Genomic DNA, 21,973 nt, shown 5'->3' with positions numbered 1-21,973 from the left:
CGAGCGATAAGGCAGCACGGACCTGGCAAGTATCTAGGCATGTTGAAAGGCGCCGCATGGGATGCGGTGCTTTTTTTCGTTCTGCTCGGGGCGGGCGAAGGACGAACGGAATGCTCCGGCAGCGGTTGCGGCGCAGAGGTGGTGCTTTTATCTATTCCGCTTGAGGGTACGGGCGAGATCGGCTTACAATATAGGCATTCCTTAGGATGAGGTGAAGCGGGTGTTATACCGAAACGTTCGAAGTAGCTCGTAATCGGGCCGGGTTTAAAACGCGTGCCGGCCGCCAAGGGGAGAGTCTGCCCTGTTGGCCATTGCGAAATGCGGAACGAGTCGGAAGGACGATCGGCTAACCTACCTCATGCGAAGGGGAATGAAACGATGGAAATCATGGACTATAAGTCCTTTTACGAGCAAGCGGGCGCGCGGAACGGATGGGATTTCGGCAACGTGCGCGTGGAATCCGAAGGCGAAGCCTGGAATTACGCGCGGGAAGTGGCATCCCGGTGCGGGGCGACGGATGCGCTGCTCGATATCGGCACGGGCGGCGGCGAGCTGCTGCTCGGGTTGTCGGGCGCGGCGCGGGCGCTCGTCGGCATCGATCGCGCGGCAAGCATGGTGGAGACGGCGAAGCGCAACGCGGCGCGGGCCGGGGCGGGCAACGTGCGCTTCCTGCGCATGGATTCGGATCGGCTGCGGTTCCCGGACGGGAGCTTCGATATCGTATGCTGCCGCCATGCGCCATTTCGGGCAAGCGAGATCGCGCGAGTGCTGATGCCGGGCGGCGTCTTCATGACGCAGCAGGTCGGCGAGGGGGATAAACGGAACCTCGCGCAGGCGTTCGGCAGGGGGCAGCATGACGGCGCGAGCCCGGGCGCTATGCTGCGCGGCAATCTGGCGGCGCTGCGCGCGGCGGGCTTCTCGGAGCTGCAATCCTCTCTGTATGACGCGACCGAATATTACGCGACTCCGCAGGATTTGATTTTTCTGCTGAAGCATGCGCCGATCATTCCCGATTTTGGCGAGCAGGAGGAGGACTTTGCGATTCTGCGGCGCTTCGCGGCGGAGTACGGAACCGAGAGGGGCATTCGCACGAACTCCGAACGGTCGCTGATCATCGCGCGCAAACCGATATGACTGCCCTAGGCATGTCCAATTACGACACCGAAGGAATACGGAGCATCTTGTGCATTCTACTCGAAGAACGAAGGAATAATGAATAGTAATATGAACAGCTATTCCCTTGCATTCTTTCGTTTTCTTTGGACAATTTTAAAAATGATAGTACCGATTGTGCACAAAACAGCCGCAATTACTTGCACAACAATCAGTAGAGTAAGTTGCGTATAATCGTCAAATAGGTTCAACTGTATAATCATTAACCATAGTCCGTTTAAAAATAGCCACAAAAATATTCCCCAAAATAGGACGTGTCCTTCCGGTTTTTTCTTATGCAGTTTTTTAGAATAATACTGCAGAAATATCCAAGCCCCAAATCCTAGTACAAAAAGGCTCGCTATCCAGTAAGGAACACCTTCATAGGCTCTATAACTAATCCTCATTTATATCCCAGCTCTCTTAGGTGTAGTACTTATTCTAAATATACCATTTGAAGAAACACTGAACATACAAAGCGGGATTGCTCTACGGAGAACAGGTGTTTTATTTAAGCTTGCGTTTGTCAGGCCGGTAAGTTCAGATCCTTGAGCTTGCCGGCCTTTTAATATTTCACTAGGGTTGCCGACGAATTTCCTTTCTCCGTGCCATCCAAAATGAAGGTATCAAATCGAAAATAGCGCTATTTTGTCGACGAATGCGCGATGGTATAGTGGGGTGGCAATGAAAGAAAACGCTGTCAATCCGAGGGTAGGGGGCGACGGCGGATGGAGGCAAAGGAATTGGCAGAGGACACGAACATCGCAAATTCAAGGAATTCGGAGCGTGTGATACGTAAAGCGCATGAAGGGGAAACCGCCCGCCATATTCGCAAGGAAAGTTACGATGTCGTCGTCTGCGGCGGCGGCTTGGCCGGATTCTGCGCGGCGGTGGCCGCGGCGAGGCATGGAGCGCGGACCTGTCTCGTTCAGGATCGCCCCGTCTTCGGAGGCAACAGCTCGTCCGAGGTGAGGGTGACGCCGCATGGCGCGGCCGCCTTCCACGTCTACGCGAAAGAGACGGGCATTATCTCGGAGCTGCTGATCGAAGAGCGCGCCCGCAACCACGAGGTCATCTTCGAGAACGGGTGGACGAACAGCGTCTGGGACATGGCGATGTACGATCTGGCGGTGCGCACGCCGAACCTGACCTTTCACTTGAATACGTCGATCGTCGACGTTCGCAAAAGCGCGGAACGCCGCATCGAAGCCGTCATCGGCGTCGTGGCGAACGCGGAGACTTCGCTGGAGTTGACCGGCGACATCTTCATCGATTGCACGGGCGACGGGATCGTGGCGGATCTGGCCGGCTGCGAATGGCATATGGGCTCGGAAGCCCGCGAGGAATACGGCGAACCGCATGCGCCGCTGCGGGCAAGCGGCGACGTGATGGGATCGTCGCTGCTGTTCAAAACGGTGAACACGGGCGCGCCCGCGCCGTTCGAAGCGCCGGAATGGGCCGCGCAGCTGGACAACCCGGACTATTTCTACAAGGAAGGCCGGAGGCCGAACGATATTCGCGGCGGCTACTGGTGGATCGAGATCGGGATGCCCTGGCATACGATTCGCGAGAACGAGGACATCCGGCATCAATTGACGCGCTACGTGCTCGGCGTCTGGGATTGGATCAAGAACAAGGACCCCAAGACGAAGGAGCTTGCCGCGAATCACGCGATCGACTGGATCGGGCAGGTGCCCGGCAAGCGCGAGAGCCGGCGGATTCAAGGCCTCTACTTGATGACCGAGCATGATCCGATGAACAGAACCGTATTCGATGACGAGATCGCTTACGGCGGATGGTTCCTCGACCTGCATACCCCTGGAGGCTTGCTGGCGCCGACGAGCGAGCACGCGAGCGCGGAAGGCTATGACGAGACGAGCCCGTACATGGTCAAGAGCTATTGCGGACCTTACGGGATTCCGCTCCGATCGTCGATTGCCCGCGACGTTGACAATCTGATGATGGCCGGGCGCAACGTCAGCGTCACGCACGCCGCGCTCGGCACGGTGCGGGTCATGGGCACGACCGCGATCGTCGGGCAAGCCGTCGGCACGTCGGCCGCCATTGCGCTTAAGCGCGGCTTGGCAATCAAGGACGTGCCGGACCGCGCGATTCGCGAAGTGCAGCAGACGCTGCTCCGCGACGGCTGCTTCCTGCCGAACGCGGCGAACGAAGACGAGCTGGATCTGGCGCGCACGGCCCGGATTAGTGCCAGCAGCGAAGCGGCTTGCGCCGGAATGGGTCCGCAGATGGACGATAAACGGCGGTTTCCGGAGACCGAGGTGCTGCGCGAGCGCAAAGGCCAATGGATCGCGATTGCGGAAGAGTCGCTGGCTCGCGTATCGGTGTGCCTGTCCAACTTGTCGGACGCCCCCCAAACCGTGGAGGCCCGCATCCTGCCCGTCGATCACATCTGGGATTACCGTACGGAGGAGCTGGAGCCGCTCGCTGCCGCGAAGCTTGCCATCAAGCCCGGCGCGACGTTCGAGTGGGTCGAGTGGGACGTCAATCTGACGAAGGCCGGCGGGCTCGAACCGGGCAAGTACGTTCGTCTCGATCTGCTGGCGAATCCGAACCTGCAATGGCATGTCGCATCGGCCGCCGTACCGGGGCATACGTGCGCATACGAGATGGGTCAAGGGAAAATGCGCCGGGACTGGAACGGTCCGACGCGGAGCTTCCGCATCGATCCGCCGCAGCGCAGCTTCGGTCCCGGGCATGCGGTAAACGGCGTGGCGCGTCCCTACCGGTACACGAATTTGTGGCGCTCGGACCCGGCCAAGGCGCTGCCGCAATGGCTTGAGCTGGCCTGGGAGCAGCCGCGGACGATCGGGCACGTGGAGTTGACGTTCCCCGGCCATCTGCTCTGGGAATATCACGGTTACGCGCCGTTCTATCGCGATCCGCAATGCCCGAAGGATTACCGGATCGAAGCATGGGAAGGCGGGGGCTGGACGGAGATCGCGGCCGTTCGGGGCAATTACCAGCGGCACTGCCGCCACCGCTTGGAGAAGCCCGTCACGGCCGCCAAGCTGCGGGTCGTGATCGAGGCAACGAACGGAGACCCGTCCGCCGCCATTTACGAAATCCGCTGTTATCCGCCGCAAGCCCAATAAACCGCTCCAAAAAGCCCCGAATCGGACGTCAGCGCCGGTTCGGGGCTATTTCTATCTGGAACGCCGATATTCCTTCGGGGACATGCCGAAATAGTTCTTGAACGCGCGGGAGAAATGGTACAGATTGCCGTAGCCGACCCGGTCGGACACTTCGTTGATGCGCAGGGTGGGATCCTGCAGCAGCTTGCGCGCCTCTTCCATGCGCACCTGGATCAGATAGGCGGTGAAGGTCGATCCGGTCCGCTCTTTGAAAAGCGTGCTGAAGTAGGAGTAGTTCATGGATACCCGGTTCGCCATTTCCGCCAGCTGAATGTCGCGGTTGAAGTGCTCCTTGACGTAGGCTTGCGCGAAAGAGACGACGGTCTCTTCCGGTTCGGCATGCTCGTCCGCGAATTGCTTGGCGGTGCCGGCATAGGCTTTCAAATACCGCCGAAGGTCGCTCAGCGCATGGAAGGAGGCAAGCGCGCGAACGGGGTCGCTCCGCTCGGACGGAAGACGTCCGTCGAAGCGCCGCCGAATCTCGGTCAGCAGAAGCGCATAGACCGCTTCGACCTGTTCGAGCGAGGCGGCTCCGATCAGGCTGTCGGGCAGCCAGCGGTCGATCCAGAGGTCGATCCGGTCCAATTGAAGCGTATCCACGGCGAGGCGGAGCGCCTCGATATCCTTGCGGGCGGGCGACAGCTCCTCGCGGCCGACGGCCGGCATGACCGGCTGCCATAGGAACACGTCGCTAGGCTCCCGCAATATCCGGTAAGCCATGGCGAGCCTGACCTGCTCGTACAGCTGCCGCAGGCCGGCAGGCGTTCCGAATTCGCTGACGAAGACGGCCGCCCGATCCGATCCGGTCCGTTTAATGCGCGCAACGGCATCTTCGAGCAGCGAAGCCAAGGCGTCTGGCGTGACGGCAGCCGTGAAGTTGATTACCGCGCAGACGCGGCCTCCCCCGTCGTGGAAGACGACCGGCCGGATCCGGTCGGTCGGTTCGTTCGCCCCCGCCTTGCCTTCCAGCACGGACTCGACAAGCGCCAGATCCGCCGAACTATACGATGAACCGCTTACATGGAACAAGGCGACAACCGCATGCGCATGGATCAAGTATGCTTCCGTCATCGCACAATCCGCCGAATCGCCTTCGTTTACGTCAGCTGCTGCGGGGTCGTTCAGCAGCGCGTTCAACCGCGCGGCGAGCGCCAAATGCTCCGCCTGACGGTTTCGCTCCGCCATCGCGGCCAGCCTGCCATCCTCCTCTATGGCCGCGACGGCGCTTCTGATCTGATCCGCGAGCTCGGCCGATCCCGCCGGCTTCAGCACGTAGTCCAGCACGCCGTATTTGAAGGCTTCGCGAACGTAGGCGTAATCGCCGTATCCGCTCAGAAGGATGAACTTGGTCCGCGGCAGCTCGGAGGAGAGCCGGCGGATGACTTGCACGCCGTCGATGTCGGGCATGCGCATGTCCGTAATGACGATGTGGGGCTTGTACGCGGCGGCGGTCCGAAGTCCCTCTTCTCCGCCGCAAGCGACGCGGATCTCGGAGATCTCGCGAAGGCCCGCGCGTTCGAGCTTGGCTTTGACCCCTTCGGCGATCAGACGCTCGTCGTCGATGATAAGCACGTTATACATGGTTGTCTTCCTCTCCTGTCCCGCAGGGTATCGTCACGGTCGTCTCCGCATATTCGCCTGCCAGGCTGTCAAGCCGGATGGCATAGGCCTCGCCGTAGAACAGCTTCAATCTTTCGTTGATGTTGCCAAGGCCGATGCTTTCCCTCGTCTGGTCGTCCCGCGGCGCATAATCGGAGTCCCTGAACCGTCGATTGAGGGACGCGAGGCGCGCCTGATCGATGCCCGGACCGTTGTCCTTGATCGCGATCAGGACGGTTCCGCTCGGTTGAAGGCAAGCCGTCAGCAGGATGCGAAGCGAGCCGTTCGCCGGAAAGCCGTGCCGGATGCTGTTCTCCACGATCGGCTGCAGGATGAAGCGGATCATGCGCAGCGCAAGCAGCTCCTCCGGCACCTCGATAGCCAGTTCGACGTCGTTGCCGTATTTGATTTTCTGCAGGTTCATGTACTGCTCCAGGTAACGGATCTCGGATTCGAGCGTCGCGAATTTCGAACGGCCGTCCATATTGTACCGCATCATTTTCCCGAAGTCGGCCATCGCGTCCGATACTTCGAATTGCCCGGCGAGCTCCATCCTGGCGCTGAACGTATCGAGCGTATTGTAGATGAAATGGGGGTTGATCTGCGATTGAAGCGCCGCCAATTGGGCGTCCTTCTGAATCGTTTCCTTGCGGATCATGTCCTTCATCAGCGTCGTGATCTTGCCGAGCAGCAGATTGAACCGCTCGCTGATCACGCCGAATTCGTCCCGCCGCTTGATCGGAATCGGCTCGAAGCCGGACTCGATCGCCAGATCCATCTGGCGGATGCTCGTTCTCATCGTGCGAAGCGCCATCTTCAGCACGGAGTAGAAGGCGAACAGCAGCACGACCGTCGCGGCGATGAAGACGAGGTTGCTTGCGACCTGCCAGGAATTCGCCGTGCGCGGGAGCTTGACGTTCATCAGCACGGACAAGCCGACGCGCTTCAGCCGCTCGCCGACATAGAGACGACCGCCGCGGAAGGCATGGCCGCCGTCGGCCAGCTTCCGTTGAAGCGGGAGAGAGAGCGCGTCGGCGCTTCCCGCCGGGGAATAAATGCGGCCTTGCGCGTCCGCGATCACGACGTCTCGCCCGGTCCCCGGCTCCTCTTGCACGCTCGCCGCCAGCAGAACGTCCGGCCGCACCTCGACCAGCGTGAATCCGATGTCGTCGCCTTCGAGGGAGACCATCTTCTGCACGTAGCCGAACGTTCGGCCGCTCTCCGGGGTGTCGCGGACGATCCAGGCCGACTTCGAGCCGGATCGGGCGAACGGCGCGTACCAAGGCTCCTGCATCGCTTTGGACGCCCGGTAGAAGGCGCCGAAGCCCTCGGGTATGCTGTCGTTCGTCATAAACACGGATATTTTCTCCGTATTGACCTTCTGGAACAGCATGGCATAGTTGATTAGCGGCGCCGCGTAGCTGAAATACGTGTCCAGCGAATTGTCGTCCCCCGTGAAGGGGCTCCCCAGAAATTGCTGCAGACGATAGTTATAGGTGATGGAATCGCTGAGGCTTTCGATCAAATCGATCTTGTTCTCGATCGTGAACGTCATCTGCTTGAGCGACGTGGAAGCGCTTGCGATCAACTGGGCCCGAATGAAGCGCTGGGATTGATCGTACGTGTACAACCCGAGCGCGCTGAAAGGAAGCAGGATCAACAGCACGAAAGCCAGCATGACCTTGCTTTTGATGCTCATGGCGTTCAGACGGCGGATCAATGGCGAACCTTCTCTCTATGGGAATTCATCGTCCTTCGCGTAGTCGACAATCACGTATTCGACAATTTTCCCGCCAACCCTTCCCGCTGCGGCGCGGAACCAAAATGAAGGTATCAAATCAAAAATAGAGCTATTTTTATAAGCGTTTTCACGAATTATAGTTAGATTATGCTTCCGGCTTGCGGACGATGGAGCCCGAGAAAGAGAAATGACCCGCGGGCTGCAGCGTAAGCCGGGCGGATAACAGGATGGGAGAGAACGAAAAGTGGAAAGAACCTTGGAAGCGGGCCGTCTGGCTTCCGCCTCGGAAATGAAGGCGAGCGGCCGCCGGTCGAGATGGAAGAGCCAATTCGCGCTTCAAAGCATGGTATGGCCCGGATTGCTGTTTCTCCTCGTATTTTCGTACGTTCCGATGTATGGGATTTTGATCGCCTTCAAGAAGTACGATTTGTTCTTGGGCATCATGGATTCGCCGTGGGCGGGCTTGACCTACTTTCGGGAATTCGTCACCGACCCCAACTTTCAGAACGTACTGCGCAATACGCTCGCCATGAACCTGCTCGCGCTCCTGCTGAGTTTCCCGGCGCCGATTCTGTTCGCGTTGCTGTTGAACGAGCTGACGGCCGGACGCTTCAAGCGATTCGTGCAAACGGTTTCGTACGTGCCGCATTTCGTGTCCTGGGTCATATTCGGCGGGTTGATCCTGACCGTGCTGTCGCCTTCGAACGGCGTCCTTAACCTGCTGCTCGTCAAGCTGCATGTCGTGGAGGAACCGATCAATTTCATGGCCAAGCCCGAGCTGTTCTGGTTCATCATGGTGGGAGCGGAGATGCTGAAGGGCATCGGCTGGGGAGCGATCATCTATATCGCGGCGATCGCGGGGGTCGATCCGGAGCTTCACGAGGCGGCCAAGATCGACGGGGCCGGCAGGTTCCAGCGCATGCGGTACGTAACGGTGCCCAGCATCATGGGAACCATCGTGATCATGCTCATCTTCGCCGTCAGCGCGATACTCAATACCGGGTTCGAGCAGATCATGGTCATGCAGAATCCGCTGAATCTCGACGTCAGCGAGACGATCGATACGTACGTATACAAGGTCGGGCTCGGACAGATGCGCTATTCGTATTCGACGGCGGTCGGATTGGCCAAATCGCTCGTTGCGCTCATTCTGCTCTTCGGGGCGAATTACGTGTCCCGCAAGCTATCCGATAACAGTTTGTTCTAGGCTGCGAAGAAGGAGGATTCACGATGAACATCCGCTCGAGGGGAGACAAGTGGTTCGATGCCATGAACGTCTGCATCATGTTGGTCGTCGTTGCGTTGACGATCGCCCCGTTTTGGTTCGCGCTTGTCGGCTCGTTTAACCAGGGCCTCGATTATATGCGGGGAGGCATATATTTCTGGCCGCGCACGTTTACGTTATCCAATTATAAGACGGTTTTCGCCGATCACACGATCTATCACGCCTTCTTCGTGACGATATCGCGCACGCTCGCCGGCACGGCGCTGCACGTGGCGTTTACCGCGCTCGTCGCCTACGGCATGTCGCGCAAAGCGCTGGCCGGCCGCAACGCTTATCTGGTCATCATGCTGTTCACGATGTTCTTCTACGGCGGCCTTATCCCGAATTACTTGCTGTACAAGGAGCTCGGGCTGCTGAATCATTTCCTGGTTTTAATTATTCCTACCATGTTCAGCGTATGGGATATGATTATCATGATGTCGTTCTTCCGGTCGATACCGGAGCAGATCATCGAGTCCGCCAAGATCGACGGAGCGGGCGAATACCGCATCTTTCTTCAGCTCATTTTGCCGCTTACCAAGCCCGTCTTGGCCGCCATCGCGCTGTTCAGCGGGGTGTACCACTGGAATGCGTATACGGACGCGCTGATGTTCACGACCAAGGATGCGCTGGAACCGGTCCAACTGTTCCTGATGCGCATCGTAACGGATTCGTCGGAAGCGATGAAGTTCGGGGAGCAGGCGGCGAGCGTCATGCCGGAGGAAGCGAAGCAGATCAGCCCGGAGACGCTTAAGCTCGCCATGATGATGGCGACGACGGCTCCAATCCTGGTCATCTACCCGTTTCTTCAGAAGTACTTCGTCAAAGGCGTGCTGATCGGATCCGTCAAAGGTTGATTTTCGCGTCAAGCCGGCACGTACGGGCTGGCGAGAGGCGGATGCAACATATAGCGTCAACAAGACATAGGGGAGGCAAAACGACATGCAACGCAGCAAAAAATGGATCGGTGCCACGCTGACCGCCGTTCTGCTCGGAGGCGTGCTCGCCGGCTGTTCTTCAGGCGACGGCAACGGGAACGAGAATGCGAAAGGAAACGCGAACGGGAACGCCGCCAAGCCCGCGGACGCGACCGCCGCGGCCGGAACGAATGCGACGCCTGCGGCGCCGAGCGAGAAGCCGGACGACAAGACGCCGATCAAGATCACCTGGTTCGTCGATCAGGATTATTACAAGAAAAATTGGGATCCGGTCAACAACCTGCTGGACAAAATGATTACCGACGATACCGGAGTCTCGATCGATTTCTCCTCGGGCACGCCCGAAAAGCTCAGCGCCCTCATCGCCTCCGGGGATATTCCGGACGTCGTTACCGTCGACAAGGGCAATCCGCAGCGCGGCGTCCTGGAGAAGTCCGGCATCATGTCGCCGCTTGACGAGTTGATTGCCAAATACGACCCGGACTTCAAGGTTCCGCAGTCGATGCAGGACTGGTTCCGCAATCCGGACGGCCACTTCTACGGCTATGCGAGCTTCTTCTGGGCCAAGGAAACGTTCAAGGAAGGCGACAGCATCCGCAGCAATCAAGGCTTGTACGCAAGGAAAGACATCATGGATCAACTCGGCATCAAGCCGGAGGACTTCAATACGAAGGATGGCTTGGTAGCCGCGCTCCGCAAGGTCAAGGAATCGGGAACCAAGTACAACGGCTTTACGGTAACCCCGGCGTATTTCGAAAGCTGGGTGATCGGCAATTTCTTCGGCGCTCCGCGAGAAGACGCGTCGGGCAATCTGGTCGACCGCGAACGCACGCCCGAGATGCTGGAGGCTTACAAATTCCTGAATCAGTTGAACCGGGAGGGCCTGATGCCGGAAGACAGCCAGACGCTCGACCAAAATCAGCTGCAGGAGAAGGTGGCGAACGGCGCCGTCTTCGCGATCACGAACAAAAATCTCGATTGGAGCGCGCTGTACCAGAAGGATCCGAAAGCCCTGTTCGTTCACGTGGGTCCGGTGACGGGCGACGCGGGCAACAAACCGTACGTCGATCCCGTCAACGCATCGGGCTGGACGCTGTCGATGATCAACAGCAAGACCAAATACCCGGATCGGATCATCAAGCTGTTCGATTACTTGTCCACGGACGAGATGAGCCTGAACGTGAACTACGGGCCGAAAGGCGCGGCATGGGACTTCGACGAGAACGGCAAGGTGAAGCCGAGCGACGCGTTCAATGCGTTGAACGCCGAGGACGCGAACAAGGCCAAGCTGAAGTACGGCAACGGAACGCTCCAATGGCTGATCAATTGGATGCCGATCCAGCGCACCGCGCCGGCGTCCGTCACGCCGGATGCCGTCGCCAAGCAAGAGAGCGCCGAATATTTCGCGACGTTCACCTACGATATGCTGCCGTTCGAGTCGATCACGCCGCTCGGGGGCACCGATGAAGGCGGCATCAACGCGAAGATCGAAGAGAACCGCAAGAAGCAGCGCGCCAAAATGATCCTCGCCAAGTCGGAAGCCGACGTGGAGAAGTATTTCAACGACGAGATCGAGATGGAAGCCAAGCTGGGCTATCAGAAGTTCTACGACTACGAGAACAAGCAATTCCAAGACGCGAAAAAGTCGCTGGGCATCGAATTCGCCTGGCCGACGAATCAGAAGAAGTAAGGCAAGGCAAAAGCAGCCTTAAAGCAATAGAGACAAAATACGCGGGCGCCTGCAGTGGCGCCCGCGTATCCATAGGCGCGAGGGAAACCGCTGGAATCGGATCGCAAAGGGGAAAAATGACGATGTCCAACCGGTTGAGAAGCAAGAGTCTGTCCGTACTGCTAGCTTTTGTTCTTATGCTTCCTTTATTGAGCGCCGGCGCCGGCAAGGCGCGGGCGGATGCCCCCGCAGGCTGGCAGCCGATCGACGCGGAGCCGTGGATCGCGCAAGGGAGCGCGCTCGATCTGTCGGGTATGAACGATGCGCCCGCGGGATCGCATGGATTCATCCAGATCGACGCCGCAGGCGATTACGTCTTCGAGAACGAACCGGCGCGCAAGGTGAAGCTGTACGGCGCGAATTTATCCTGGAGCATGTACTACGGATCTCGCGAGGATGCGGAGCGCACGGCGGAGCGCCTGGCGCGGCTGGGGTACAACGTCGTACGGCTGCATTCGCTTGATGCCATGGGCGACGACTCGCCCGGCGTGTTCAAGTTGAATTCGGCGACGCCGCAAATCAATGAAGATCGCATGGATCAAGTCGACTATTTCATCTCCAGACTCAAGGCCCATGGCATTTATGTCACGATCGATCTGTTCCAATTGTACGATTTCAAGAGCGATCCGAATCTCAGCACCTACGGATCGGGTTACAACTCCGCCTATCTGATGCCGTTCGTGCCCGCGGCGATGGATGCGTGGAAGACGATCGCCGGCGAGCTGCTTACGCATGAAAATCCGTATACCGGGCATGCCTTGAAGGACGATCCGGTGCTCGTGGGCGTCAGTCCATGGAACGAATCGCTCGTCCTGAACATGAAGCTGAGCTCCATGACGCAGAAGTTTCGCGACGAGCTGCTGTTGGATTTCAATGCTTATCTGGGCGATCGCGGCGCGGCCGCGGTCTCGTCGATGCCCAATCAATACTGGGATGCGAGCGGCACGATCAAGGACCAATTAAGCGCTTATTACTCGGCGAAAACCATCGCGGCCGCGAACGGGATGCGCGATTATTTGAAGCAGGCGCTTGAGGTCAAAGCGCCGGTCGGAGGATTGAACTATATCATCAGTCCGAACGTGAACTTTTGGCGCGACCAAGCGTCCGACGTCTTCGAGACGCATCTGTATCACCAATTCGTCACGGATTCGGCTCCGGTGAATAACAGTCAGTACGGCTTCGAGTACAACCCGCTCAAATACCCGCGCCTGAGCATGTCGTTCGACGCTGCGACCATAGCGAACTATCCGAAGGATTACGGGACAGACCGTTTGTTCTTAAACTATTATCCTTCGCTGGCTTTAAGGCAGAAATACGATACGCCTTTCATCCTGACGGAATTCCAGGATACGTTCCCGGCCAAGGGCCGCGAGGAAGTCGGCATCTTCAACGGCGCGATCGGGGCGTTCCAAAGCTGGGATATGATGAACCGGTATTCGTTCGGCATGCATGTCGGCGACGCCTATTCCAATGCCAAGCTTGGAACGCCGGAGACGTTCTCGATCGCGAACGACCCGCTGGCGATCATCTCGGAGTCCGAGGCCGCGCTGCTGTACCGCACGGGCGCCGTTCAGGCAAGCGCGCCGAAGTTCGCCCTCGTATGGGATAAGGCATGGGCAGGCGACACGGGGGCCGCTTCCGAGAGCGAGGCTTATATCGCCAACATGATGTATATCCCGCATTTGTTCAATACGGCAACGGTGTATGCGGACAATCCGGGACAGCCGTTCGCGGTGTATAAGATCACGCCCGAGCTGACCAAGGCGCAGATCGCGGCGGGCGATTTCCCCGCGGCGAACAAGATCGCGATTACGAGCGCGATGACGGATCGGCAAGCGGCGGAAGCGATGATCGGTTCGCTGGATGCTTCTCCGGCGAAGACGGCCATGCTGGACGCATTGGATGACGACAAGCTGCTGTCCGATACGGGCGAGCTGCTGTTCGATCTGAATACGAACACGTACATGGTTCGGACGCCGAAGGTCGTTGCGGCAGCGGGAACGATGGACAATCAGGCGCTCGATCTCGGCTCCGTGTCGGTGACGGGCGACGTGAACAAAGGAACGTTCCTCGCCTCCTCGTTAGACAACAACGCGTTAGGAGAGAGCGACAGGCTGCTGCTGATCTACACGACCGACGTCGCGGCGACGGGCGAGCAGACGATCCAGCTGCCGAACGGCAAGGTGCGATATTATAAAGGCGCGCTCCCTACGCTCGCCAAGGAGCAGACCGCCGAGGTCCGGCTCGCGACGGATCGGCCCGCAGCCGGATACAAAGCCTACAAGCTGGCGCTGAACGGCATCAGGCTGCAGGAGATACCGGTAACGGCGTCGGGCGACGGCATTGCCGTGCAGCTCGACACGGACAAAGGGTTCGCGTTCGAGCTGGTCTACGACCCGATGTTCGAGGACGATTTCGAGGACGGCGACGCGAACGGTTGGACGCCGGCGGCGGGACCATGGAGCGTGGTATCGAGCGGAGGGAATGACGCGTATCGCGCCGAAGCCGCCGGCCGATCCGTGATCGACGCGACGCACGGCGGCGACTATGCGATCGAAGCCGACGTCAGCGCGGCGAATGGCGAAGGCGAGGTCGGTCTGTTGGCCGGCTATGCGGACAACGACGATTATTATGCGTTTGCGTACGAGGCCGACGCGGGCAAAGCCGCGATCAAGAAACGCGTCGGCGGAGCGGATACCGTCGTCCAAACGGCGGACGGACTGCCGTCCATTGCAGCCGGAACGCCGTATAAGCTGCGATTCGAGACGATAGGCACGACGCTTGTCGGCTACCTGAACGGCGATCCGGTCGTCACCGCCGTCGACGCGTCGCTTGCCGCAGGCAAGGCAGGCCTTGTCTCCGGTTCAACCGGGCCGGTCGCTTTCGATAACGTGGTGGTCCGGCATTACGACCGTTCGGCGCCGGCCGCTCCCGCGGGCTTGACCGCGGTGCCGCTCTCGGCCTCCGAGATCGGCTTGTCCTGGCAGGCGCCCGCCGACGAGACGGGCGTCAGAGGCTATAAGGTGTACCGGAACGGCAGCGAGATCGCCGCCGTCAACGGAGCCTTCCAAAGCTATAAGGATACGGGGCTGACGATTTCCACGACGTACCATTACGAAGTGAAAGCGTACGACCTCGAAGACCGGTTGTCGGATGCCGGCGGCGAAGCCGTGGCGACGACCACGAGCACGCTGTTCGCGGCTAACTTCGATGACGCGGATCTGAGCGCCTGGACGGTCGTAGGCGGTTGGGGCAGCTTCTATGTCGTCAAGGACGGCAGCACGAAGGCTTACCTGTCCGATAACGCAGCCTCCGGCGGGACCAGGTCGGTAACGGGACCGGAACCATGCCCGGCCCCGGGCGCATGGACGAATTACAGCGTCGAAGCCAAGATCAAAGTCGACAGTTGGCATGATCGCGTCGGCTTGATCGCGAGATATCAGAACGCCAGCAATTATTACTATATGAGTTATTCAGGCTACTATCACGTGGTTTCGCTGATCAAAGTGCAAAACGGCGCCGAGACGATACTGGGCACATCGCCCGTCATCGCGGATCCTTCGGCCGGAAGCTACCATGCCTTCCGGATGGAAGCGAACGGCAATTCGGTCAAAGGCTTCATCGACGGCCAGCTGCTCGCCAGCGGGACGGCATCCGCCTTTTCCTGCGGCAAAGCGGGCGTATACTCGCATATGCAAAAAGCGTATTTCGACGATTTTAACGTGCAGAAGCTCTAACCAGCGGTACAACGCTCGCAAGACGGGCGTTGCGGCCGCAACGAATAACGAGTGAAAAAGGTGAAAGCGTGAGCGTCAAATATCCCCCCATCAGCAGCAAAGTGCCCCGAATGCTACACGGGGCCGACTACAACCCGGAGCAGTGGCAGCGCTACCCGGACATCCTGGCCGAAGACATTCGCCTGATGAAGCTCGCCCGCGCGAACGTGATGTCGGTCGGCATCTTCGCCTGGACCGCGCTCGAACCGGAAGAAGGCGCGTTTACGTTCGAATGGCTCGACCGCCTGCTCGATTCGTTCGCGGCGAACGGCATCTATGCGTTCCTCGCCACGCCGAGCGGCGCGCGGCCGGCCTGGATGTCGCGGAAATATCCCGAGGTGCTGCGCGTCGGCGCGAACCGCGTGCGCAACCTGCACGGTTTCCGGCACAATCACTGCTACACGTCGCCGGTCTACCGCGAGAAGGTGTCGATCATGAACCGCAAGCTCGCCGAGCGGTACGCGAAGCATCCGGCCGTCATCGGCTGGCATATCTCGAACGAATACGGCGGAGACTGCCACTGCGAGCTGTGCCGGGACGCGTTTCGCGAATGGCTTCGCGCGAAGTACGGCACGCTGGAGGCGTTGAATCACGCGTGGTGGGCCTCCTTCTGGAGCCATACTTTCACCGACTGGTCGCAGCTCGAACCGCCGTCTCCGCGCGGCGAGACGCAGGTGCACGCGATGAATCTCGATTGGCGGCGCTTCGTCACCGACCGCACCCTCGACTTTTATAAGCACGAGCTGGCGCCGATCCGCGAATTGGAGCCGGATATGCCGGCGACGGCGAATTTCATGGAGGACTTCGACGGACTCGATTACCGGAAGTTCGCGGACGCGCTCGACGTCGTGTCGTGGGACTCGTATCCGACGTGGCACGACCGCCAAGGCGATGCGGCCGTCGGCGCCTGGACCGCGTTCAATCACGACTTTTATCGCGCGCTCAAGGGCGGCCGGCCGTTCATGCTCATGGAGAGCACGCCGAGCAATACCAACTGGCAGCCGGTCAGCAAGCTGAAGGGCGAGAATATGCACCTGCTCGCATCGTTGCAGGCGGTTGCCCATGGCGCGGACACGGTGCAGTACTTCCAATGGCGCAAAAGCCGGGGCGCGAGCGAGAAGCTCCACGGCGCGGTCGTCGATCACGCCGGCCACGAGCATGCGCGCGTCTTCCGCGACGTCGCGTCGGTCGGCGAAGCGCTCGAGAAGCTGGCGGAGGTCGTCGGCACGAGCGTCAAGCCGGACGTGGCGATCATCCACGATACGGAGAATCGCTGGGCGGTGCAGGATGCGCAAGGACCGCGCAACGCGGGGCTGCATCTCAAGGAGACGATGCAGTCCTTCTACCGGCCGTTCTGGGAGGCGGGCGTTCCCGTGGACATCGTCGGCATGGACGCCGATTTCTCGGGGTACAAGGTGCTCGTCGCGCCGATGCTGTATATGGTCAGATCTGGCGTGGGCGAGCGGATCGAGCGGTTCGTCGAAGCGGGCGGCACGTTCGTCGCGACCTATTGGTCCGGCATCGCGGACGAGACGGACTTATGCTTCCTCGGCGGGTTTCCGGGACCGCTGCGCAAGACGCTCGGCATCCGGTCCGAAGAGCTCGACGCGCTGCACGACGGCCAGACGAACGAAGCGAAGCTCGTGGACGGCAATGCGCTCGGACTGAGCGGCTCGTACGAAGCCTATGAACTATGCGACCTGATTCACCTGGAAGGCGCGGAAGCGCTGGCCGTGTACGGGAGCGATTTCTACGCGGGACGTCCGGCGCTGACGGTCAACAATCTCGGCCGGGGCAAGGCATACTACGTGGCGTCGCGCAACAAGGAGCCGTTCCTCGCGGACTTCATCGGCCGCATACTCGAGGAGACCGGCGCGCTCCGGGCGATCGGCTCGGCGCTCCCGGCGGGCGTCACCGCGCAGCTGCGCACGGACGGCGAGAGCGACTACGTCTTCCTTATGAACTTCAGCGGCGAGGCGCATACGGTGGAGCTGGACGGGGTGTCGTACGCAGACCTGCTTGCCGGCGTTCCGGCAGCGTCGCCGATCGAGCTGGAGATCAGCGGCATCCGCGTGCTGAAACGGGCGCGCCGGGCTGAATGACAAAGAAGCCCCCGACGAAATCGGAGGCCCTCTGCCTGTTGGTTACTGGTTAAACGAGGCTTGCTTGTTTCGCGGCGTTCGATTCCGGGTCGCGGTCCGTGGTACGCGGACCGTTGTCGAACTGCCACTGCCCGCAGACAGAGGAAAATAAAATCGTAATCCGTTAAGCCGCCTTGGTCCCCGATCGCATGGGACCGAGGCTTTTATTTTTGCTTCGCGGCGTCTGCGCCGACCGCGCCGCCGCCGGCCGGAATAGGCAGCGAAAAGATTAACGGAGCGTTGCTTTTCGCAAACGGGCCGTTGTCCTCGAAGTACAGCGCGGAACCGTTTCGTTTCACGTAATGCAGCATATCGCCGCGGTAGGGCACATCGTTCGTCGTTGCGTATTCCATGCCTTCGGCGCTTAGCAGCTTGCCGTACAGCTTGACGCTGGCGCCGGATTGGCGATCGACGAGCGTGAGCAGGCCGGATCCGTTCGGGCGGATCAGCAGGAAATCGTCCGCGATGCCTTCGACGAAGTAATCGTCGTCCTCGCCGCCGAGCTTGACCAGGTCAAGCGTTTGTTCGACGTTTCCCGTGCCATCCTCGACGATACGCAGCGTTTTGCCGTCCGTCAGCAGCAGATGATTGCCGTAGGCGGTCACGTTGTTCTCGTAGCGCTGCCAATAGTTGACGTCGGCCTTCCGAATGACGGAGCCGTTCTTCAGGATAAGCGTGAACGCATGATTATGCAGATGAGGCTCCCCGTAATTGTCCAGGATCGTCAGGTAGAGCAGCCCGCCCTTCGTAGGTTCGAAGCTCATCGAGACGCCGTCGTAAAGGGGGGAGCCGAGATCGGCCAGCTTGACCGATGCGCCGTGCTTGCCGCCGCTCGCGAACAATTCGCCCGTGGCCTTGACGATGCTGTAGGTTCGGCCGCCGTAGGTTTGGCTGACGCCCGCGTACGTGTGCAAGCCGCCGGCGCTGAACACGCGGTTCTTCGCATCCCAAGCCATGGAGCCGCCCTCGAGCGTCATGACGAAGAAGCGAGCGCTGACGTACAGCTTGCCCTGATACGAGAAGGGAGCCGGCATACCTCGGACCGGATTGCCGTCCAGTACGGCGGCGGTGCTCCCTACGCGAACGGCCGCGCTTTTGCCGTACCCGATAAAATCCGCGCGTTGATGCGACTTGTCCCACTGCAGCCGCAAGCCCGCCATTTCGAAGGCATCCGCCTGCAGGTAGACCGCGCCGTTCTTGATGATCGCGTCTCCGGCCGCTTGCGTTCCGCCGTTTGCCCAGGTCAGTCGGGCATATGCCGGCGCGCCCGCGCTTGCCGGCGAAGGAGCCGCAAGCGAGAGTACAAGCGCCGCGGCTGCCAGCCATTTCATTTTCAATGTAATCATCGCCTTTCTTAGGGTCGTTAACGGTGCTTTCGGGTTAGTGCCTTACTACTTGCAAGCGCATTCTAAGCCGGGGCCGCGTAAGCCGCGTATTCGTTGTTTGGCGGTCAGCCGACGGAACCGCGCCTCATCCGTCTTCAGACCGATTCGTTCCCCCGCGATTAGGACTAGAATAGACGGATATTGCACGCGAGGGGGTGACCATCATTGTTCGAGCTTCATGACGCGCTGCTGTACGCCTTATCGATCTGCACGCTCGTTTCCTTGGCGTATCTTTATTTGCTCGGAGTCCCGGGAGCTGCCGCCGCAGGCTGGACGAAGGCCGCCGAAGCGGATTTCTCGCCGGCCGAGCCGCAGCAGCCGCCCGGCACGGTTCACGCCCGCAGGCAGCGGCTTACCCGGTTGACCAAGCGCAAAGAGGCGCCCGACGATGATTCATCCCCGTGCGCGTCCCTGTTGATGCCCGTCGCATAACATCAACAGGGAGGATTATTCGCATGCCTGACATGTACGCTCAAATCGGAGTATTCCATCAATACGTCGTCTCGCCTTTCTCCTGGCTGATCGACCATTTCGCCGGGTGGCTCGGAGGCAGCTTCGGGCTGGCGCTCGTCGCGATCACGCTCGTCGTCCGGCTGGCGCTGATGCCGTTCATGATCAATCAGTACAAGAAACAGCAAAGCTTGCGAGCCAAGATGGCGGCCATGCAGCCGGAAATCGACGCGATCAAGCACAAATACGCAAAAAGCAAAGATCCGGATAAACAGCGCAAGCAGACGGAGGAAACGATGGCCGTCTACGGCAAGCACGGCTACAGCCCGTTCAGCCTCGGATGCCTGCCGCTGCTGCTGCAAATTCCGATCCTGTCCGGCCTGTATTACGCGATCCGGTCGAATCCGGAGCTCGCGCATCACACGTTCCTGTGGTTCCAACTGGGAAGCCCGGATCCGTTCATGCCCTTCCTGGCGGCGGGCGTATACTTGGCGCAAGCCGTCATCGCGCAGTCCGCGCAGCCGCCGCAGAACGGCCAGAAGGCCATGGGCTGGCTCGTCTATCTGTCCCCGGTCATGATGGGCATCTTCTCGTTCTCGGCCCCGGCCGCGCTGCCGCTCTATTGGTGCGTCGGCGGCCTGATCATGATCTTGCAGACGCTGATCGCCAAGCGGCTCTACCCGCCGTTGCCCGGCGCTCAAGCGGTCCCGGGATCCGCATAAAAGATTCGACTCCATGTACAGCCTTCGCCTGCTTCCGGCGAAGGCTTTCTGGTTATGGACGAGGAAATGCGCGGCTGCTTACGCATGAATCCATTTGCGGATCTCATCGTCCACGATTGTTGTAGACCAAGGCGAAAAGAACATTTGCGCGCCGTCGTCGACAATCGAGAATGCATAGGCAATCGGACGATTTGCATAAAAGACCATCTGATAATAAGCGGGGTCCTGCTCTCCGCTCCGGGGGGGGCGTAAGACTTCCGATTCAAACAGTCGTTGGGTATGCATACAATATTTGGACGTTCGGGGGCGGGGGAAGGTTGCAAGAACCCATCTTGGGCTGGTCGCGATGTACGCAAGGCGGCAGCGGAACGGCGGGACAAGCGTAGGCTTGCCGTCTTGCGCCGCAATTGCTATTGTGGGGCAAGGGAGTTTTATGGGCGCCGGGGGATTGGTTGGGGCCGACGAGGAGGAAGAAGATGGACGAGCAAGCGATAACGGATTTAACGACGTTAAACGAGGCCGGCGATTGGTTGGAGCGGGGCATGATGGCGCGGATATGCGCGGCGGTTCGGTTCCCGGCCGAGGTGACGGGAGCGCTGAGCGAGGCGGCCGAGCGGATCGGATCGGATGCCGAATCGGCGGGAGCGGCCCGCCGTTTCCGGCATGCGCTGTTCTTGGAGCGCGGACAAGCGCCGGAGACGGCCAACCGGGAGCTGCTGGCGTTCGGCGCGGACGGTGCGGCGCTGGCGGCCGTCGTCTATGCGGGAGCCATCCCGCTGCTGGGGGCGAGCTATCGTCGGTTGGGGCTGCCCGCCGGCGTCTTGGTCGACACCGTGCAGGACGTCGCGTTATGGATGGAAGTCCACCGCAAACGCCATGGACGCTGGGGACTCAGCGAGCTCGATTGGCTGCACCAACACCTGAGCGGGGAACTGTTCCGGCTGGGCCGGCTGCAGTTCCATTACATCGCCAATCCGCTCGAGGCAAAGGCGTTTCGCCACGGGAAGACCGGGGAAGTCGCCGTGCTGTCGGAAGCGGGCATTCGATACCGCGCGGACGGACAGCTGGACGGCACGTGCGGGGTGCATGATCCCGAGGGCGCTTGGGAGTCGGCCTATTCGTTCGACGGGCGGCATCATGAAGGGCATCCGATATCGGAAGCGGGTGCCGCGGGCCGATTGCCGATCCGCTTGGATGCGGACGAATGGGAGCTCGCGCTGGAAAAGGGCGATCCCGTGTTGAACGTCCACGTCCCCGAGGGCGACCGGTTGTCGCCGGAAGCCTGCCGGGATTCCTACGCCAACGCTTTGCGTTTCACCGCCGCGCACTACCCGGACAAGCCGTTTCGCGCCTTCGTCTGCCAATCGTGGCTGCTCGCCCCGCAGTTCCGGGAGCTGCTGCCGGCATCCTCGAATATCGTCCGATTTCAGCGCGATTATCGGCTGCTCCCGAATTCGTCGGACGAGAGCCAGACGCTGGAGCGCGTGTTCGGCTACGGCACGCGGCTTGCCGTTGTGCCGGCCGCGCAGGCGCATACGTCGCTGCAGCGCATCGTACGCGATCATCTCGCCGGCGGCGGGCGGATTCATAACGGCGGCGGGTTCAGATTGGTTTAGCCGCCGAAGCTTATCATGCTTCCCTGACCGCAGCGTGTTTTCGTTGATGTTCGCGTAAATATTCCGTGACCGGGGAAAACTGGACGAAGAACGTAAAAAATCGCAGCTGCGCGGTTCCGGTTCAGGTCAAGTGCAGGCGGGCATTTCGTTTCTTGCGCCTTACATAGGTTTGAACGGCGATCTTGCCTGCCGCAAGCCGGCCCCGTGCCAAAAAAACCGCCGTCCGATTGGTCATACCCCCGTCAAGTAGACAAATGAAAAAAGCTAAGCAGCCAACGCGCATCGATACTCAATCGGTGCGCGTT

At 60.1% G+C, this 21,973-nt stretch carries 13 protein-coding genes; 10 read left to right on the top strand and 3 right to left on the bottom strand.

Translation table 11 applies throughout. The annotated features are described in order from the left end of the window. The first annotated feature begins 378 nt into the window (after window positions 1-378). Together GT019_RS15770 and GT019_RS15765 are read left to right on the top strand one after the other, a co-directional pair. Window positions 379-1,134, top strand: coding sequence for a class I SAM-dependent methyltransferase (locus tag GT019_RS15770; protein ID WP_161744154.1), 756 nt, complete (start codon window positions 379-381; stop codon window positions 1,132-1,134). An 806-nt stretch (window positions 1,135-1,940) separates the two neighbouring features. Then, window positions 1,941-4,268 carry an FAD-dependent oxidoreductase gene (locus GT019_RS15765; RefSeq protein ID WP_328803976.1) on the top strand — a complete coding sequence of 776 codons (2,328 nt, stop codon included), beginning with the start codon at window positions 1,941-1,943 and terminating at the stop codon, window positions 4,266-4,268. A 51-nt stretch (window positions 4,269-4,319) separates the two neighbouring features. Here GT019_RS15765 and GT019_RS15760 read toward each other — a convergent pair whose 3' ends face one another. After that, window positions 4,320-5,888: a helix-turn-helix domain-containing protein gene (locus tag GT019_RS15760; protein ID WP_161744152.1), complete on the bottom strand. Its 1,569-nt coding sequence runs from the start codon at window positions 5,886-5,888 to the stop codon at window positions 4,320-4,322. Further along, window positions 5,881-7,626 (bottom strand): cache domain-containing sensor histidine kinase, encoded by a 1,746-nt coding sequence (locus GT019_RS15755; protein WP_161744151.1) that lies wholly within the window; start codon window positions 7,624-7,626, stop codon window positions 5,881-5,883. The genes GT019_RS15760 and GT019_RS15755 overlap by 8 nt, the downstream gene beginning before the upstream one ends. 265 nt (window positions 7,627-7,891) lie before the next feature. On the opposite strand from GT019_RS15755, the gene GT019_RS15750 reads away from it, so the two are divergent. The 5 genes from GT019_RS15750 (at window position 7,892) to GT019_RS15730 (ending at window position 17,456) form a co-directional block, all read left to right on the top strand. Then, window positions 7,892-8,854 carry an ABC transporter permease gene (locus GT019_RS15750; RefSeq protein WP_328803975.1) on the top strand — a complete coding sequence of 321 codons (963 nt, stop codon included), beginning with the start codon at window positions 7,892-7,894 and terminating at the stop codon, window positions 8,852-8,854. A gap of 23 nt (window positions 8,855-8,877) precedes the next feature. After that, window positions 8,878-9,768, top strand: a complete 891-nt coding sequence (locus GT019_RS15745; RefSeq protein ID WP_161744150.1) for a carbohydrate ABC transporter permease — start codon at window positions 8,878-8,880, stop codon at window positions 9,766-9,768. Window positions 9,769-9,853: 85 nt separating this feature from the next. Continuing rightward, window positions 9,854-11,539, top strand: coding sequence for a type 2 periplasmic-binding domain-containing protein (locus GT019_RS15740; protein WP_161744149.1), 1,686 nt, complete (start codon window positions 9,854-9,856; stop codon window positions 11,537-11,539). A gap of 122 nt (window positions 11,540-11,661) precedes the next feature. Continuing rightward, a complete protein-coding gene (locus GT019_RS15735) occupies window positions 11,662-15,315 on the top strand; it encodes a fibronectin type III domain-containing protein (RefSeq protein ID WP_161744148.1) in 3,654 nt (1,217 codons plus the stop codon). 110 nt (window positions 15,316-15,425) lie between these two features. Continuing rightward, the gene (locus GT019_RS15730; RefSeq protein WP_201755410.1) at window positions 15,426-17,456 is read left to right on the top strand and encodes a beta-galactosidase; all 2,031 of its coding nucleotides are present in this window, start codon (window positions 15,426-15,428) and stop codon (window positions 17,454-17,456) included. 203 nt (window positions 17,457-17,659) lie between these two features. Here the strand turns inward: GT019_RS15730 and GT019_RS15725 are convergent, their stop codons facing one another. After that, window positions 17,660-18,826 carry a stalk domain-containing protein gene (locus GT019_RS15725; protein ID WP_235948345.1) on the bottom strand — a complete coding sequence of 389 codons (1,167 nt, stop codon included), beginning with the start codon at window positions 18,824-18,826 and terminating at the stop codon, window positions 17,660-17,662. Between the two features lie 219 nt (window positions 18,827-19,045). Here GT019_RS15725 and GT019_RS15720 point away from each other — a divergent pair, with 219 nt between their 5' ends. From GT019_RS15720 to GT019_RS15710, 3 genes are all read left to right on the top strand, one after another. Continuing rightward, on the top strand, window positions 19,046-19,312 hold the full coding sequence (locus tag GT019_RS15720; RefSeq protein ID WP_161744145.1) for a hypothetical protein: 267 nt from the start codon (window positions 19,046-19,048) through the stop codon (window positions 19,310-19,312). A gap of 23 nt (window positions 19,313-19,335) precedes the next feature. After that, on the top strand, window positions 19,336-20,052 hold the full coding sequence (gene yidC / locus GT019_RS15715) for a membrane protein insertase YidC (protein ID WP_161744144.1): 717 nt from the start codon (window positions 19,336-19,338) through the stop codon (window positions 20,050-20,052). A gap of 476 nt (window positions 20,053-20,528) precedes the next feature. Further along, window positions 20,529-21,668, top strand: a complete 1,140-nt coding sequence (locus GT019_RS15710; protein WP_161744143.1) for an acyltransferase domain-containing protein — start codon at window positions 20,529-20,531, stop codon at window positions 21,666-21,668. The last annotated feature ends 305 nt before the right edge of the window (window positions 21,669-21,973 follow it).

Source organism: Paenibacillus glycinis, from assembly GCF_009909185.1.
Classification (GTDB): domain Bacteria; phylum Bacillota; class Bacilli; order Paenibacillales; family Paenibacillaceae; genus Paenibacillus_Z; species Paenibacillus_Z glycinis.
Note: the sequence above shows the minus strand (reverse complement) of the source record. Positions and strands in the feature narration are given on the sequence as shown.